Raw genomic sequence first — 16,573 nt, 5'->3', positions numbered from 1 at the left:
TTGTTTTAATAATCCCAACTTATTTATGGTATAATTAAACAAGTAATTTAAAAATTGTAAGTAAACGCTTGCAAATTAATGGGGTGAATATGATGAATGTAAAAGAAAGAATTGAAGAGTTAAGAAATGGTATGAGAGAAAGAGGCATAGAAGCATATATAGTACCTAGTTCAGATCCACATCAAAGTGAATATGTAGCAGAACATTATACTGCTAGAACGTTTATAACAGGATTTACAGGTTCTGCTGGTACTGCAATTATAACACTTACGGATGCTTATCTTTGGACAGATGGAAGATATTTCATTCAAGCAGAAAGTGAATTACAAGGTACAGGTGTAACTTTATTTAAAATGGGAGAGAGTAATGTTCCAACTGTTGAGGAATTTGTGAAGGAATCTCTTAGCGAAGGAGCAAAGATTGCTTTTGATGGCAAGGTTATTTCAGTAGAGTATTTTAGAGGGTTAGAGAAAGCGTTAGAAAGTAAGAAATTTTCATTTGAAGTTAATGAAGATTTAATAGATAAAATATGGAAGGATAGACCAGCAAGACCCTCCAGTGAGGTGATTTTGCACGATATAGTGTATGCAGGAAAGTCAAGAGGAGCAAAACTTGCGCAAGTAGTCCAGGAAATGAAGAATATGGGAGCAAATTACTATGTTATATCAGGACTCGATGATATAGCATGGCTATTAAACATTAGAGGAAGAGATGTAAAATGTAATCCCTTAACAATAGCTTATACAGTTATCTCAGAGGAAAAATGTTATTTATTTATAGATGATATAAAGATTAATTCAAAAGTTAGATCTGAGCTTGAAAAGGCCAATGTAGAAATAATGCCATACGATAGCATAGGGGAATTTCTAAAAAATATTAAAGCCGGAACAATATTATTTGATCCAGCGAAAAACAGTACTTGGATATATAGTGCCATAAAGATTAAAACGGTAGAAGCTATGGATATAACTACAAAATTTAAGGGTATAAAAAATGATGTTGAAATTCAAAATGTTAGAAAGGCAATGGTACGTGATGGCGTGGCTATGGTTAAATTTATAAACTGGATGAAAAAAACTATAAAAACGCGTAATATTACTGAAATAGAGGCATCAGATAAAATTTGCGAAATAAGAAAAGCAGGAGAAAATTTTTATGATTTAAGTTTCGCATCTATTTCAGCTTACGGAGCAAATGCATCTATGCCTCACTATACTGCTACAGAAAAAAATCAGGCTACTATAAAGAAAGAAGGCCTTTATTTATTAGATTCTGGTGCTCAGTACTTAGATGGAACAACAGATATTACAAGGACCCTAGCAGTAGGCCCATTAACGGAAGAAGAGAAAACAGATTTCACTCTAGTTTTAAGAGGAATGATTGATTTAAGTATGCAGAGATTTTTATATGGAACCACTGGTTCAAACTTGGATATTATAGCTAGAATTCCACTTTGGAATGCAGGTATGAATTTTAAACATGGAACAGGGCATGGAGTAGGTTTCTTTTTAAATGTTCATGAGGGGCCACATCGAATATCTATGGCTGCCAGTACTGTTAAGCTTGAAAAAGGAATGATAGTGTCCAATGAACCAGGGGTTTATAAGGATGGAAAACATGGTATAAGAATAGAAAACTTAGTTACTGTTAAGGAAGATGAAAAAACTCAATATGGTGGACAATTTATGAAGTTTGAGACTTTAACCTTTTGCCCTATAGATTTAGAAGCTATAGATGCGCTTTTATTAACATATGACGAAAAGGCGTGGCTAAATAATTATCATAGAACCGTATTTGAGAAACTTTCTCCATATTTACAAGGAGAGGACCTAGAGTATTTAAAGGGTGCAACAATAGCAATATAAATATAAGATTAATGAATTAAGAAGGGTTAAAGAGATGCAAATGCATCTCTTTTTTAGTTCCTTATTAGCAATGCTTTCGCATGATTACCTTTAGTTTTAGTATCATAAGAAGAAATTGTTAATATTTTAACACGATTTAACAATAATATTAAATTGAGTTAAAATAAAAAAATATTATTAAATAAAATTGTAATAATACTGAAAAAAGAATATATAAAAGCTTACGCTAATACTTTAACACAGTAATATGATTAGGGATTGTTCAAAACATTAGTACGAATAAGTAGGAATTGTGAAAATAAAAGGCGGACAAAATGTTTTGTATACATTTACAAAATAATGGTTTTCGAGTAAAAAAAATGAAAATCATCATATATTTGTTTGTTAAAAAATTAATTATCATTGACTTTTACTCTAAAAAAAACTATCTTAAGTTGTAGAAATTGAAATTAATATATAATTTAACAGGCGGTGTATAATTTTACATGTGGAATATATAAAAACTTTATCGTAGCCTTACAATAAAATTAATATTGTAGTCAAGGAGAGGAGCTGTAAAGGTGATAAAAGAGGAAGAAGGAATTATAATAGAAATATTTGAGGATAACATGGCGAAAGTCAAGGTAGGTAGGCATAACGAATGTAAAAATTGTGGTGCATGCCCAGGTGATAGTTCATTGGTGATTCAGGCTCAAAATTTTATTGGGGCTAAGGCTGGACAACGAATTGCTTTTGAAACGAAAGAAACAAATATGTTAATGGCAGCTTTTGTTGTATATATAGTGCCTCTTATTGCTATTGTAGTGGGGGTTATCGCTGGACAAGTAATAGCAAAAAAAATTGGTTATTCTGTGCGGGGTTTTCAAATAGGAGGCGGAATACTAACATTTATATTGTCCATACTGAATATAAAAATTTTTGATGAATTTGCTCATAATAATGACGAAATGCAACTTGTTATTACTCGAATTCTATCTTAAAATAGTTTTTTGATTTAAAGATATCTATATAATTCAATATATTTTAAAATATGCTAAAAGAGGGGTGGGAAAGTGATAAAAAGTTTTCGTGGAGGAATACATCCAAATGATAATAAAAATTATACCGCGGATAAGACTATAGAAATAGCACTAATGCCAAGTAAGGTTGTTATTCCTGTGAGGCAGCATATCGGTGCGCCGTGTTCACCTATTGTAGTTAAGGGTGATTTTGTAAAAAAAGGACAGGTTATAGCGAATAACACAGTTTTTGTCTCTAGCCCTGTGCATGCATCAATATCCGGTATTGTTATAGATGTGGCAGAATACCCTCATCCGGTATTTGGAAAGTGTCTTTCTATTGTAATTGAAAATGATGGCTTCGATGAATGGATAGAAGGAATTCCATTTGAAAGAGATTGGGAGAAGTTAAATGATAATGAAATAAAAGATATTATTAAAGAAGCTGGTATCGTTGGAATGGGAGGGGCAACTTTTCCAACTCATGTAAAATTATCGCCACCAAAAGAAAAGAAAATTGATACTTTTATTTTAAATGCGGCCGAATGTGAACCGTTTTTAACCGCAGATCACAGAATGATGCTAGAGTATTCCCAGCAAATTCTTACTGGTGTAAAAATAGTAATGAAGGTCCTCGGTGTTCAAAAAGCATATGTGGGAATAGAGGATAACAAGCCAGATGCAATTAGTGCTATGCAAAAAGCTTTTGCAGGAACCACAGTAGAAGTTAAGGCAATTCCTACTAAATATCCACAAGGTGCGGAAAAGATGCTTATTAAAGTGTTAGTGGATCGTGAGGTTCCATCCGGTAGTTTGCCAATGGATGTAGGAGTCGTTGTTCAAAATGTAGGAACAGTTATTGCAATATATGATGCTGTGGTAAAAGGAATTCCTTTGATACAAAGAGTAGTAACTGTAAGTGGAAGTGCTGTAAATGAACCTAAAAATCTTTTGCTTAGAATTGGAACAAGTTTTAAAGATGCTATTGAAAATTGTGGTGGATTTGTAGAGGCACCAGCTAAAATTATTATGGGTGGTCCCATGATGGGATTTGCTCAATCAAATTTAAATGTTTCTATTGTTAAAGGCGTTTCTGGAATTTTATGTTTAAATAAAAAAGATATTAATAATGGAAAGCAATCTCCTTGTATTCGTTGTGGGAAATGTGTAAGCATTTGTCCTTGTGGACTTAATCCAAGTATGCTAAGTATATTGGGAGAAAAAAACATGTATGAAGAAGCAAAGCTTGAACAAAATCTTTTTGATTGTGCAGAATGTGGAAGTTGTGTTTATGTATGTCCCGCTAAGCGGAACATAGTACAATACATTAGATATTGTAAAATGCAAAATACAGCGGATGCTGCAAAAAAAAAGGAGATGTTAGCTAAATGAATAGTGAAATAAAATTACAAGATAATCTCTTTACCATTTCAACATCTCCACATATACGTTCAGAAGCATCTATTTCTAAAATTATGTGGACTGTGAATTTGGCTTTGTCGCCAGCTGCAATTTTTGGGATTTATCACTTTGGGATTCCTGCTTTAATTATACTTCTTATGGGAAGTCTGTCAGCAGTTGGATTCGAGTGCCTAATGCAAAAAATTAGAAAAAAGAAAATAACTATAACTGACGGAAGTGCATTCCTAACAGGACTATTGCTTGCAATGTGTTTGCCACCGACGATTCCACCTTATATGGCGATAGTTGGTTCATTTATTGCTATTGTAATAGCAAAACATTCTATGGGTGGTCTTGGGTATAATATTTTTAACCCAGCTCATATTGGTAGGGCAGCTCTTATGGTATCATGGCCTATTGCAATGACAACTTGGACAAGAATGAGTACAAGTGTAGATGTAGTAACTACTGCAACGCCTTTAAATATTTTAAAACAACAAGGATATGGAAAACTCATTGATACATTTGGAAGTGCACCTCAAATGTATAAAGCTATGTTCATTGGTGCTCGCAGTGGAAGTATTGGTGAGACATCTACAGTTTTACTAGTGATTGGAGGCATATATTTAATTTATAAAGGATATGTAAATTGGGAAGTTCCTGTATTTATGATTGGAACTGTAGGTATTTTAACTTGGATATTTGGACCGACAGGTTTATTTAGCGGAGATCCGCTATTCCATATTATGGCTGGAGGCCTTGTTATAGGAGCATTCTTTATGGCTACAGATATGGTTACTATTCCTATTACAAAGAAGGGGCAGGTGATCTTTGCTATGGGTGCTGGGGCGCTTACTGTTCTAATTCGGTTAAAGGGTGGATATCCAGAAGGGGTTTGTTATTCCATTTTGTTAATGAATTCAGTTACACCGCTTATAGATCGCGTGATAAAGCCGGTTAAATTTGGAGCAAGGAGGTAGCGGAAAATGTCAGATGACAATAATGTTTTGCATAATAAAGAGTATAGTATTTTTCAAATTGCTATGAATTTAACAGTTGCTTGTTTCATATCAGGCGCAATTATTGCTTCAACCTATTTTTTTACAGCACCAGTTGCAGCAGAAAAAGCGGCTATGATGAAGACTAATGCAATGAAGTCATTGGTGGTGGATGCAGAAAAGTTTGAGCCAGTGAAGGGGAAGAAAGAATGGTTTATTGCAGAAAAGAATGGGAAAGTAATTGCATATATAGTTCCAGCAGAGAGTAAAGGATATGGGGGAGCAATAAAAATGATTGTATCTGTGTCGCCACAAGGTAAAATTATTGAATTTGCTATATTAGAGAGTAATGAAACGCCCGGACTTGGAGAAAATGCAGGTAAAGAACCTTTTAGATGTCAATTTAAAGGTAAAAAAACCAAAGATTTAGAAGTCGTAAAAGATAAATCAAAAGAAAATAATATTCAAGCTATGACTGGGGCTACCATTTCTTCAAAAGCGGTAACGAAAGGTATCAAAGAAGCTGTGGAACAGGTTACACAGTTTGTAGGGGGGAAATAATATGAGAGAGTTATGGAATATATTTAAAAAAGGGATTATTGAAGAAAATCCAATTTTTGTTCTTGCACTTAGTCTTTGTCCTGCTTTAGCGGTAACGAATAACTCGATAAATTCTCTAACTATGGGTTTAGCAGTTATCTTCGTTATTACTGCAAATAATACTATTGTATCTATTAGTAGAAAAGTAGTGAATCCTAAGGTCCGTGTACCGGTGTATATTACATCCATAGCAACCATTGTTACGGTAGTACAGTTGGTATTACAAGCATATGCGCCAGTGCTTTATAAGGCATTAGGAATATATTTAGCATTGATTGTTGTTTTTGCAATTATTTTAGCTAGAGCGGAAGTTTTTGCTTCAAAAAATTCAGTGATTCCATCCTTTTTTGATGGACTAGGAATGGGATGTGGTTTTGCACTTGCACTTTTATCTATCGGGATGATACGTGAACTTTTTGGTACAGGAGCTATATTTGGGATAAAAATTTTTGGTTCTTGGTATAATCCTGCACTTATCATGATTTTACCGCCAGGTGCATTTATACTCATTGGCTATATGGTAGCCGGGTTTAAGATGCTGACTGAACATATGGAAAAAAATAAAATTGAGAGAGGCGAAGCATAATGGGTGAGTATCTAACTCTGTTTGTAAGTGTGGTAGTCGTAAATAACTTCGTTTTAACAAGGTTTTTAGGGCTTTGTATTTTTTTTGGGGTTTCTAAGAGCTTAAAAGCCTCTATTGGTATGGGAATGGCTGTAACTTCTGTTATGACTCTGAGTTCCATGCTAGCATGGTTGGTATTCCATTTTATATTGGCTCCATTTCATTTAACATTTTTAACAACGGCGGTGTTTGTGCTTTTAATTGCTAGCTTTGTGCAGCTTTTAGAAATGATTATTAAAAAATATGCACCTACCTTATATAATATGTGGGGAATATATTTATTACTAATTGCTACAAATTGTGTTGTACTTGGCGTACCACTTTTAAATGTAGAATCAAATTTTTCATTTGTAAAAAGTGCAATATCTGCCGTTGGATCTGGTTTGGGGTTTGCTTTGGCAATTATACTTATGGCAAGTTTAAGAGAAAAACTAAGATTAGCAGATGTCCCTAAACCATTAGAGGGGCTCGGCATTGCGTTTATTTTAGCGGGCATGTTAGCATTAGCTTTCATGGGGTTTTCTGGGATTATAGCAGCATAGAAAGGAGCTGAGAAATTAATATGAGTAATATAAGTATAGCGATTGCAGTTTTAGTTGTAATGACATCAGTTGGGCTAGTGTTTGGTTTAATTTTGGCGGTTGCAAATAAAAAATTTGCCATTGAAGTAAATCCATTGATTCATATTGTTGAAGATATATTACCAAAAGGTCAGTGTGGAGCCTGTGGATATGCTGGTTGTATGGCGTATGCAGAAGCTGTGGTTATAAACCCAGATGTAGCACCAAATCTTTGCATTCCAGGGAAAGCACCTGTTGCAAAAATGGTAGCAAATCTAACTGGTAAAGTGGCAGCAGAAATGGAGCCAAAAGTGGCTTTTGTAAAATGTGCTGGTACAGTAAGTAAAGCTATTAAGGATTATAAGTATCAAGGTGTTCAAGATTGTGTTGCAGCATCAGTGCTACAGGGAGGACCAAAGGGATGTAAATATGGTTGCCTCGGTTTTGGAACATGTGTTAAAAATTGTCCTTTTGATGCAATGACAATGAGCAAAGAAGGCATACCAATTATTAACAATAAAAAGTGTACGGGTTGTGGAAAATGTAAAATAGTTTGTCCTAAAAAAGTTATTGAATTAGTTCCAAATGGAATTAATGTATCTTTGAATTGTAATTCAAACGACAAAGGTGTTGTGACACGTAAACTTTGCAAAGTAGGCTGCATTGGATGTGGAATTTGTGTTAAGAATTGTCCATATGGTGCAATAAAAATTGAGAACAATCTAGCTGTAGTAGATTGTGATGTATGTGTTTCAATATGTAATGAATCTACTTGCTTATATAAATGCCCAACGGGTGCAATTAAAAAGTCTATAGAAAGTATATCGCAGACAAGAATAGCAGCTAAATTATCTGAAAATAAAACTCTCTCTGATTAAAATGGGATGTTTTTTCTGATTTATCAATAAGGACGGATATTAATTTTAATCTTTCATTTTAATAATTTGTGGTTAATATGGGATTATATGTGATACAATAAACATATAAACAAGTTTAAGGAGGCTAGATATGGATAAAATTAAACAACAAGAAATAAGGAATGAGTTTGGTATACCTTGTCCTCTTGAAAATGAGTCAGATGAAAAGTATGCATATAGAATGATAGAAGAAATTTGTACTTTCTTAAAAAAGTATGCTATGCATACCGGAAAAAAAGGTTATGTTTGTCATCTTACAGGTGGAGTAGATAGCTTTGTTACAAGTATGCTTATAAAAAAATCAGGAATATATCTAATCAATCTATCTCTCCCATTTGGGATTAAATCAGACATGGCAGATGTAGAACTTGCAAGAGACATTATAAAGCCAGATGTATTTCAAACCTATGATGTAATGGGTCCCGTAATTGAATCCATTGAGCTTCTTCGTGGGTTACCTCCTTCAAAAGTAGATATAGGGAATACAAATTCTAGAGTGAGAATGACCGTGTTATATAGAGTAGCTGAAGTTTATGATGTTCTAGTTGCTGGCTACACGAATGTAGCCGAGCTAACTCTAGGAATGGTGACGAAACATGGTGACGATGCAGCAGATATACAACCACTTGAGGGAATAACAAAAAGCATAGTTTACGAAATGGCAAAAATATTTAATGCGCCTAAATCTATAATTAATAAAATTTCTACAAGTGGTGTATGGGACAATAGATCCAATCAAAAAGAAGTAACAGAACTAAATCATCAGGTTTGTATGTATTTAAGGGGTAAAGACATCTCAGAAGAATACGAGGAGAAAATATTAAAATTATATACAGTTTCTAAACACAAAAGACATTCACCAGTTTCTCCAAAAGACACTTGGTGGCTTGAATAAATTTGTAAAAAAAATAGATGCACCTAATGTATAGGTGTATCTATTTCTTTTATAAGTACATTAGACTCATTATGTATTTCATGTGCATTATTTTACTTTTAGCACAAATACATGAGGTGTAAGCCTACCACTTTCAATTTTTATCTCTTGAAGTAATTCAAGCTTATCATTATCCAGCAGAACTTCCCTAAATAATTGCTTTTCTATTGTATAAACAAATGCCATTCCTCCTGGTCTTATAAAATCAGGGATTTTATTTACAAATGCACTATACAAATCCGCGTACTTATTATGGGTGGTGGACTTATTGTCAAAAGGCATATTTGTTATCATCTCATCAAATTGGCCGTAAGGCACAAATTCTAATATATCTTCAGCTATAAGGTCTATATCCACATTAGCTAATTTAGAATTTATTGTTGCAGCGTTTATAGCTGTTCTAAATATATCAACTCCTGTTAAGGATCCAAATTCTTCTAATTTAGCTCTTTCAATAAGCATTGTTCCAGCGCCACAAAAGGGGTCTATAACTTTAGCACTAGGGTCTAGCCATTTTTCTATTGATTTTATTGCAATAGCCGCAGTTACAGGATTTATGGATGTAGCTAAGTCGTTTTTTCTATAGTCAAATCTATTATCCTTTACAGAATACAGTTTGACAAATACACTGCAGAGATTATTTCTTTCAAGTATTCGAATTTCAACTTCATATGAGGAAGGGCTATTTCTTAAGTTTCCACAAGAAAGTTCATCTAATTCTCTAGATAGGTTTTTTACAAACTCTGACCGTTCTCTATTAGAATCCATAGTTTTAAATTCAACTCTATACCCAAAAGGATCATTAGAATCATTATCATGGCACTGATTTAAAAAATCTACAAAATTTGCATTTATAATTGCATCAGCTATTACCTTATAATCAAAGTCTAAATCTTCACACTCAGCTAAAGGATACAAAAGTTCATAAAAGGTCCTGCAGGTGTAAATCTTATCTAAATCCTTCTCGCAGATAAGTATACCGTCATCTACAAGTCTACCATCAATCCATTTATCATCTAGCTCCTTTAAAGTAAGCTGATACTGATAATTCATAACAGTGAGCAGCATAGGTACAGGACTTTCAAATCCTTTAAACTCATGGCGCGCTGTAGGAGACAATTTATCTATGGCTCTTGTTAGTGCAAGCTTTTCCTCATTAATATGCTTATTAGTTGTTACTAGTGAGTCATTTTCTTGACAAGCTTTTTCATTTGTTACTACATCTTCAAACATTCTCTTTAACTTTTCTGCGTCATTTGCACTGCCGCAGTTCCCGATTGCAAGTACGTAGGAGTATCTTACAAATAATTTATCCTCAGCGTTATAGGCATTATATAAAGCTTCTAAATACACAGGGTCTGCGAGTTCTCCAATAACGCCACATACATTCTTTCGTACCTTTGGATCTGAATGAGAAAGAAGAGCGCTAAGTTTTTCTTTTGAATTACCAATAGTTCTTTTGAACATTCCTTTTGGCTTTTCCTTTTTTAAAATATCCCTTAAAACGGAAAGTATTCCTCTTGGATCATCCTCAGTTATTATTTTTGACCATAACATGGGAATTGCATTGTTATAATCTAGAGAAAGTTTATTTATTATAGCAGATCTCTGTTTATCATCTGAAGTTTTTAGATTTTCTATTAAACTTGATATCTTATCAGTATTTTCTATCATTTGTTACACCTCTTATGCTTAAATTTATTAAATTATAATTAATCTATTAAATACAATTATATCATACATTTATTTTTTTAGTGTGATGGGTAATTTTAAATATTTAAATATATTGCAAATTACCAAATTATAGATTAATATAATATAAAATACATACATATACTATTAATGTCAACAATAAAGATTTATTGAATAAAACAAGAATTAAAACACCAAAATGTTAAGGATATATTCCCTTATACTTAGTATAAGGTCTATATAGAAATTATTAATATTTAGGGGGGATTATTTAGTGAAAACAAAAAGGATACTTAGTTTGCTGCTGACATCAACAATGATGTTAACGGTTGCAACGGGCCTAGTGGGATGCAAAAAAGACAAAGCAACAGTTTCAACGAATACTAGTACTAAAAAAGATGATGATCAACATTTAAAGGTACCCTTAGTTGAACCTTTGACCTTAGATTCCAATGAAGCATCGGATGGATTCTCTTTCACAGTAATAAATGAAATACAAGAAGGTTTAACAAGAATAAAGGTTGTAGATGGGAAAGACAAAATTGAACCAGGAGGAGCTAAAAGCTGGGAAACATCTAAGGATGGATTAACTTGGACCTTTCACTTAAGAGATTATAAATGGAGCGATGGTGTGCCAGTTACAGCTCAGCAATATGTGGATTCATTCCAAAGATTGTTGAAAAAGGATAATGCCTTTTCATATGCATACTATGCCTATGAAATAAAAGGTGCTGAAGATTTCAATAATGGTACTGGAAAGTCTGAAGATGTTGGGGTAGTAGCAAAAGATGATAAGACATTAGCTATAAATTTAGTTAGACCTACACCATATTTTGAAAAGAAATTATCATTTGTTAATTTTGGGCCAATAAGACTTGATGTTATAAAAAAAGGTGGGGAGAAATGGAAAACAGACAGTTCAAAACAAGTTTATTGTGGGCCTTATAAAATAAAGGAATGGGTAAAGAATAACAGCATGACCTTTGAAAAGAATCCTAGCTATTGGGACGCGGAAAACGTATTCATTAAAACTGTAGATATGAATGCCATTCCAGAATTCTCAACTCAAGCTCAATTATTTGAGAGTTCACAACTAGATGTTACTGGATGTAGTCAAGAGTATGTTAAGAAGTGGCAAGACGAAGCAAAGGCAGGAAAATTTCAATATAATGAAGGGGAGGATCCAACTACCGGGTATTTAGCCTTCAACAATGATGGTGGACCAAGTGGATTAATGTCAAATAAAAAGATAAGACTTGCAATGTCATTAGCATTTGATAGAGAAGACTATGTAAAAACACTTCTGAGTAGATACTCTCCAGCTTATGGGTGGATTCCAAAGTCATTACAATCAGGTAAAGATGTATATAGAGAGCAAGTTAAAGAACCATTAAAAGATTTAGCAACTGAGTATGTAAACAAGCCTGAAAAACTTCAAGCATTATTTAAAGAAGGACTTAAAGAGCTTGGAAAGGATACAGATTTAAGCAAGATAAAACTTAAATATATTGCTATGGGAGATACCTCAGCTAAAAAACAAACTAATGAATGGTGGCAGCAACAATTTAAAACGAATTTAGGAATAGAATTATCTGTAGAAGTATTTGGAACTACTCCGCTTTTACAGCAAGCTAGAAAAGATAGAAAATGGGATGCTTGCTACGGTGGATGGGGAGCAGATTTCGATGATCCAATAAGTTTTTTCGAAATGTTTTCTAGTAAAGGTGACAATAATATAATTAAGTATAATAATCCAGAATATAATAAGAAAATTAAAGAGCTTGAAACTGAGATAAACCCTGCAAATAGATTAAAAAAATACCAAAAACTTGAAGAAATGTTAGTTAAGGATGATGTTGCTTTAGCTCCAATTTATTATCAAGATACAAGGAGATTCTCACAAAATTATGTTAAAGATTTCATGAGCCCTCATTTTGGAGGTATGTATGAATGGAGATGGGCATACACTTCTGGTAGAAAATAGTAATCATAATAATATGCACAGGAGCTCATTGTGAGCCCTGTGCGTTATAAAAAAGGAGAGAGTTTCATGATTCATTATACTATTAGAAGATTTGGGGAAATGTTACTCACGCTTTTTATAATAGCAACAGCTACATTCTTTTTATTGCAAGCGGTGCCTGGTGATCCACTAATTTCAAAAGTTGAAAAATTACCAACAAATATAAAAGAACAAATTTATATAAAATACGGATATGATAAACCGGTTGGTGAAAGATATGTTAAGTGTATTACGGGTATGTTAAGAGGCGACTTTGGTGAATCCATAGTTTATCCTGGACAAACTATGGGAAGTATAATAAAAGACAAGCTACCAGCATCTGCAAGGCTTGGAATACAACAAATGGTACTGGGAATGGTTATTGGAATTATGCTGGGGATTCTTGCAGCTATGAAAAGAGGTACATGGGTTGACTACACCGTAATAACCAGTGCTGTTTTTCTTATTTCTATACCATCCTTTGTATTTGCATTACTACTTCAAAAATGGTTTGCAGGAGATCTTGGGTGGTTTCCAGTAATAGGATGGCCTAAAGGTAAAGATTTGTGGCTGGGTGGATGGGAGTATACAGTTCTACCTACATTAGCAGGATGTTTTGGCTATATTGCACATTATTCAAGACTTTTAAAAACTTCTATGCTTGATGTTATTAATCAAGATTATGTATTAACTGCAAAATCTAAAGGATTATCAACTAAAAGATTAATATCTAAGCATATAATGAGAAACTCAATGATACCAATAGTTACATTTCTTCCTATGACTATTGTAATGTGTATAACGGGATCATTTTTTATTGAAAGAGTATTTTCTATTCCGGGACTGGGGCTTTATTATATAGGAGCAGTTCAAGGACTAGATCTTCCGATAATTATGGGACAAACAATATTAACTACGGCTATGTATATATTGTGTATATTTATGTCCGATATATTGTATACAGTTGTTGATCCAAGAATAAGACTTACAGGTGGTAAAAAATAAAGGGGGGAGTTATCAATGACAAAATTTAAAAAAGAAGAGTTTGAATTAATTGATTGTGAACAGCAAAATGCTGATATGATAACAAGACCCAATATAACATACTGGCAGGATGCTTGGAGAAGACTTAAAAAAAATCCTATTGCAATGATATCGTTAGTGATATTAATAGTATTAATATTAATGGTTATTTTTGGTCCGTATATAAATGGAAAGGATTTCAAGACGGTTAATGGAAGCAAAAAAAATATATCACCCTGTAGTGAATATTGGTTTGGAACTGATGCATTAGGAAGAGATTTATTCGCAAGAATTTGGTATGGTGGTAGAGTATCCATTGCAATAGGGTTGATTGCAACAGGCATACAAATAATTGTTGGATGCTTATACGGCGGTGTAATGGCTTACTTTGGCGGATGGATAGATGAGGTTATGATGAGAATTATAGAGGTATTAACTAGTATCCCATCATTACTTTTAACAATACTAATAATGGTAGTTTTAGGTAATAGTATTACAACTTTAATTATTGCATTGACCATTACATCATGGTGTGGTACATCAAGAATGATAAGAGGGCAGTTGATGCAACTTAGGGAAAATGAATATATACTTGCAGCTGAGGCATTAGGCGCTTCGCCGGTAAGAGTTATAATAAAACATTTAATTCCAAATACAATAGGAGTATTGATATTAACTATTGCAACTAGCATACCGGGATATATATTTGCAGAAGCAGGACTAAGCTTTTTAGGACTCGGACTTCAGGCTCCAAATACAAGCTGGGGTGTACTTATATCCTATGGACAAAGTGCAATGGCTTTTTATCCATATCAATTATTTTTTCCAACATTTGCAATTTGTTTAACGGTGTTAGTATTTAATTTGTTTGGTGATGGCTTAAGAGATGCACTTGATCCAAAACTTCGTCAATAGTAGGAGGAAAGCTATGGAAAAGCTAATAGAAGTTAAAAATTTAAAAGTATCATATAATACTTATGCCGGTGAAGTACAAGCGGTAAGAGGAATGTCCTTTGACATAGATAAAGGAGAATGTATAGCAATAGTTGGAGAATCAGGATGTGGTAAAACTGTTACTTCTAAGGCAATAATGGGATTAATACAATCACCACAAGGAGTTGTTAAAGAAGGTAGTGAAATTATATATAAAGGTGAAAATATATTAAAATTTACTGAGAAGCAGTGGCAAGATTTTAGGGGTGAGCAATGTAGTATGATTTTTCAAGATGCTTTAACAGCCTTAAATCCAACTATGAAAGTTGGCAACCAAATCGCAGAAAATTTAATAATTCACAGAGGAATGAATAAGAGTGAGGCTTTAAAAGAGGCTTTAAAAATGTTAGAACTTGTTGGAATTCCTAATGCGGATAGAAGACTTAATCAATATCCACATGAATTTTCAGGTGGTATGAGGCAAAGAGTTATGATTGCTATAGCCCTTGCATGTAATCCAAGCATGATAATAGCTGACGAGCCAACCACAGCATTAGACGTTACAATACAAGCACAGATTATAGATATAATTAAAAGTCTTCAACAAAAGCTAGGAACATCGGTTATACTAATTACTCATGACCTTGGAGTGGTTGCTGACCTAGCTAACAGGATATTTGTTATGTACGCTGGCAAGGTAGTTGAAGGAGGGAATTCTGAGGAAATATTCTACAACCCTAAGCATCCTTATACTTGGGCATTACTTAAAGCAGTGCCAAGATTAGATCTTGAAAATAAGGAAAGATTAGTAGCTATTAAAGGCACACCACCTGACATGGTTTGTCCTCCAAAGGGCTGTGGATTTGCACAAAGATGTATATATTGTATGAAGATATGTTTAACAAAGGAACCTCCTACATACAAATTTGGAGGAGAACATAGGGCATCTTGTTGGCTTCATCATGAAATGGCTCCAAAGTTAAATCTACCTTTTGAAGTTGGTGGGGGTGAGTTACAATGACAGAAAACAAAAAAGATGTAGTATTAGAAGTTAAGAATTTAAAGAAATATTTTGATGTAGGAAAAAATGCAGTTTTAAAAGCAGTTGATGATGTGAGTTTTGTAATAAGAGAAGGTGAAACTTTAGGCCTTGTTGGGGAATCTGGCTGCGGGAAGACTACTTGTGGTAGAACTTGTATAGGAATGTACAATAAAACTTCCGGTAGTGTCCTATATAAGGGAAGGGATGTTCATAAAATACAGGGGGTTGAAAAGAAAGCATTTTACAAAGAAGTACAAACAATTTTTCAAGATCCATATGCATCATTAGATCCAAGAATGACAGTTGGAGACATAATAGCAGAGGGAATTGATATCCATAAGATTGCGGCTAATGGTAAAGATAGAACAGATAGAATTCAGAATCTTTTACAACTAGTTGGGCTTAATAAAGAACATAGTAATAGATTTGTTCATGAGTTCTCAGGTGGACAAAGACAAAGAATAGGGATAGCAAGAGCATTAGCTGTTGAACCTAAATTTATAATGTGCGATGAACCTATATCAGCCCTTGATGTTTCCATACAGGCGCAGGTTGTAAATCTTCTTATTAAACTTCAGAGAGAAATGGGACTTACTTATTTATTTATTGCCCATGATCTTTCAATGGTTAAACATATGTCTGACAGAGTAGCTGTTATGTATCTAGGTGTTATAGCTGAAATTACAGAGAGTGGAGAGCTTTATAAAAATCCTCTTCATCCATATACTAAAGCTCTTTTATCAGCAATTCCAATTCCTGACCCAAGACTTGAAAGAACAAGGGAAAAGATAATGCTTAAAGGTGAGGTTCCAAGCCCAATAAATCCTCCAATTGGATGTAGATTTAAGACAAGATGTAGCTATGCTACTTCCTTATGTAGTGAGCAAACACCACTTCTTAAAGAAGTAGCTCCAAATCATTTTGTAGCTTGCCATTTATATTAAAATGATTTGTTATTTTAATATAAATGTATAGGGGAGGAT

General features: G+C 33.6%; 15 protein-coding genes. 14 read left to right on the top strand and 1 reads right to left on the bottom strand.

The annotated features are described in order from the left end of the window. Positions 1 to 92: 92 nt before the first annotated feature. The 9 genes from KTC92_RS08190 to nadE all read left to right on the top strand — a co-directional run bounded on the left by KTC92_RS08190 (position 93) and on the right by nadE (position 8,859). Complete coding sequence (locus KTC92_RS08190; protein ID WP_220286521.1) at positions 93 to 1,865, top strand: aminopeptidase P family protein; 1,773 nt, start codon at positions 93 to 95, stop codon at positions 1,863 to 1,865. Between the two features lie 560 nt (positions 1,866 to 2,425). Then, positions 2,426 to 2,845, top strand: a complete 420-nt coding sequence (locus KTC92_RS08185; protein WP_309137243.1) for a SoxR reducing system RseC family protein — start codon at positions 2,426 to 2,428, stop codon at positions 2,843 to 2,845. A 72-nt stretch (positions 2,846 to 2,917) separates the two neighbouring features. Then, positions 2,918 to 4,255: an electron transport complex subunit RsxC gene (gene rsxC, locus KTC92_RS08180; protein ID WP_216303136.1), complete on the top strand. Its 1,338-nt coding sequence runs from the start codon at positions 2,918 to 2,920 to the stop codon at positions 4,253 to 4,255. Continuing rightward, the gene (locus KTC92_RS08175; protein WP_220286520.1) at positions 4,252 to 5,244 is read left to right on the top strand and encodes an RnfABCDGE type electron transport complex subunit D; all 993 of its coding nucleotides are present in this window, start codon (positions 4,252 to 4,254) and stop codon (positions 5,242 to 5,244) included. Before rsxC ends, KTC92_RS08175 begins: the two co-directional genes overlap by 4 nt. A gap of 6 nt (positions 5,245 to 5,250) precedes the next feature. Next, the gene (locus KTC92_RS08170; RefSeq protein ID WP_220286519.1) at positions 5,251 to 5,823 is read left to right on the top strand and encodes an RnfABCDGE type electron transport complex subunit G; all 573 of its coding nucleotides are present in this window, start codon (positions 5,251 to 5,253) and stop codon (positions 5,821 to 5,823) included. 1 nt (position 5,824) lies between these two features. Next, positions 5,825 to 6,448 (top strand): electron transport complex subunit RsxE, encoded by a 624-nt coding sequence (rsxE, locus tag KTC92_RS08165; RefSeq protein WP_165413101.1) that lies wholly within the window; start codon positions 5,825 to 5,827, stop codon positions 6,446 to 6,448. Then, positions 6,448 to 7,029, top strand: a complete 582-nt coding sequence (locus tag KTC92_RS08160) for an electron transport complex protein RnfA (protein WP_165413102.1) — start codon at positions 6,448 to 6,450, stop codon at positions 7,027 to 7,029. Before rsxE ends, KTC92_RS08160 begins: the two co-directional genes overlap by 1 nt. 29 nt (positions 7,030 to 7,058) lie before the next feature. Further along, positions 7,059 to 7,925, top strand: a complete 867-nt coding sequence (rnfB, locus tag KTC92_RS08155; protein WP_165413126.1) for an RnfABCDGE type electron transport complex subunit B — start codon at positions 7,059 to 7,061, stop codon at positions 7,923 to 7,925. 130 nt (positions 7,926 to 8,055) lie between these two features. Then, on the top strand, positions 8,056 to 8,859 hold the full coding sequence (gene nadE, locus KTC92_RS08150; protein WP_216303133.1) for an NAD(+) synthase: 804 nt from the start codon (positions 8,056 to 8,058) through the stop codon (positions 8,857 to 8,859). A gap of 87 nt (positions 8,860 to 8,946) precedes the next feature. Here nadE and KTC92_RS08145 read toward each other — a convergent pair whose 3' ends face one another. Further along, positions 8,947 to 10,572: a methyltransferase gene (locus KTC92_RS08145; protein ID WP_220286518.1), complete on the bottom strand. Its 1,626-nt coding sequence runs from the start codon at positions 10,570 to 10,572 to the stop codon at positions 8,947 to 8,949. A 292-nt stretch (positions 10,573 to 10,864) separates the two neighbouring features. Here KTC92_RS08145 and KTC92_RS08140 point away from each other — a divergent pair, with 292 nt between their 5' ends. From KTC92_RS08140 to KTC92_RS08120, 5 genes are all read left to right on the top strand, one after another. Next, positions 10,865 to 12,574, top strand: coding sequence for a peptide ABC transporter substrate-binding protein (locus KTC92_RS08140; protein WP_220286517.1), 1,710 nt, complete (start codon positions 10,865 to 10,867; stop codon positions 12,572 to 12,574). Positions 12,575 to 12,640: 66 nt separating this feature from the next. Continuing rightward, positions 12,641 to 13,597 (top strand): ABC transporter permease, encoded by a 957-nt coding sequence (locus KTC92_RS08135; RefSeq protein WP_220286516.1) that lies wholly within the window; start codon positions 12,641 to 12,643, stop codon positions 13,595 to 13,597. Between the two features lie 15 nt (positions 13,598 to 13,612). Beyond that, on the top strand, positions 13,613 to 14,530 hold the full coding sequence (locus tag KTC92_RS08130) for an ABC transporter permease (RefSeq protein WP_216303130.1): 918 nt from the start codon (positions 13,613 to 13,615) through the stop codon (positions 14,528 to 14,530). Positions 14,531 to 14,543: 13 nt separating this feature from the next. Then, positions 14,544 to 15,569 carry an ABC transporter ATP-binding protein gene (locus KTC92_RS08125; protein WP_216303129.1) on the top strand — a complete coding sequence of 342 codons (1,026 nt, stop codon included), beginning with the start codon at positions 14,544 to 14,546 and terminating at the stop codon, positions 15,567 to 15,569. Further along, on the top strand, positions 15,566 to 16,534 hold the full coding sequence (locus tag KTC92_RS08120; RefSeq protein ID WP_216303128.1) for an ABC transporter ATP-binding protein: 969 nt from the start codon (positions 15,566 to 15,568) through the stop codon (positions 16,532 to 16,534). The genes KTC92_RS08125 and KTC92_RS08120 overlap by 4 nt, the downstream gene beginning before the upstream one ends. The last annotated feature ends 39 nt before the right edge of the window (positions 16,535 to 16,573 follow it).

Origin of the sequence: Clostridium sp. CM027 (assembly GCF_024730565.1) — a bacterium.
GTDB lineage: Bacteria > Bacillota > Clostridia > Clostridiales > Clostridiaceae > Clostridium_AD > Clostridium_AD estertheticum_B.
The sequence above is the reverse complement of the archived record's forward strand: the minus strand, read 5'-3'. Positions and strand labels throughout refer to the sequence as shown.

Bases quoted from the DNA above. Each gene is read 5' to 3' on its own strand.
- KTC92_RS08120 (WP_216303128.1), top strand. From the start codon at position 15,566: ATGACAGAAAACAAAAAAGATGTAGTATTAGAAGTTAAGAATTTAAAG.
- KTC92_RS08125 (WP_216303129.1), top strand. From the start codon at position 14,544: ATGGAAAAGCTAATAGAAGTTAAAAATTTAAAAGTATCATATAATACT.
- KTC92_RS08145 (WP_220286518.1), bottom strand. From the start codon at position 10,572: ATGATAGAAAATACTGATAAGATATCAAGTTTAATAGAAAATCTAAAA.
- nadE (WP_216303133.1), top strand. From the start codon at position 8,056: ATGGATAAAATTAAACAACAAGAAATAAGGAATGAGTTTGGTATACCT.
- KTC92_RS08135 (WP_220286516.1), top strand. From the start codon at position 12,641: ATGATTCATTATACTATTAGAAGATTTGGGGAAATGTTACTCACGCTT.
- KTC92_RS08175 (WP_220286520.1), top strand. From the start codon at position 4,252: ATGAATAGTGAAATAAAATTACAAGATAATCTCTTTACCATTTCAACA.
- KTC92_RS08190 (WP_220286521.1), top strand. From the start codon at position 93: ATGAATGTAAAAGAAAGAATTGAAGAGTTAAGAAATGGTATGAGAGAA.
- KTC92_RS08170 (WP_220286519.1), top strand. From the start codon at position 5,251: ATGTCAGATGACAATAATGTTTTGCATAATAAAGAGTATAGTATTTTT.
- KTC92_RS08130 (WP_216303130.1), top strand. From the start codon at position 13,613: ATGACAAAATTTAAAAAAGAAGAGTTTGAATTAATTGATTGTGAACAG.
- rsxE (WP_165413101.1), top strand. From the start codon at position 5,825: ATGAGAGAGTTATGGAATATATTTAAAAAAGGGATTATTGAAGAAAAT.
- KTC92_RS08160 (WP_165413102.1), top strand. From the start codon at position 6,448: ATGGGTGAGTATCTAACTCTGTTTGTAAGTGTGGTAGTCGTAAATAAC.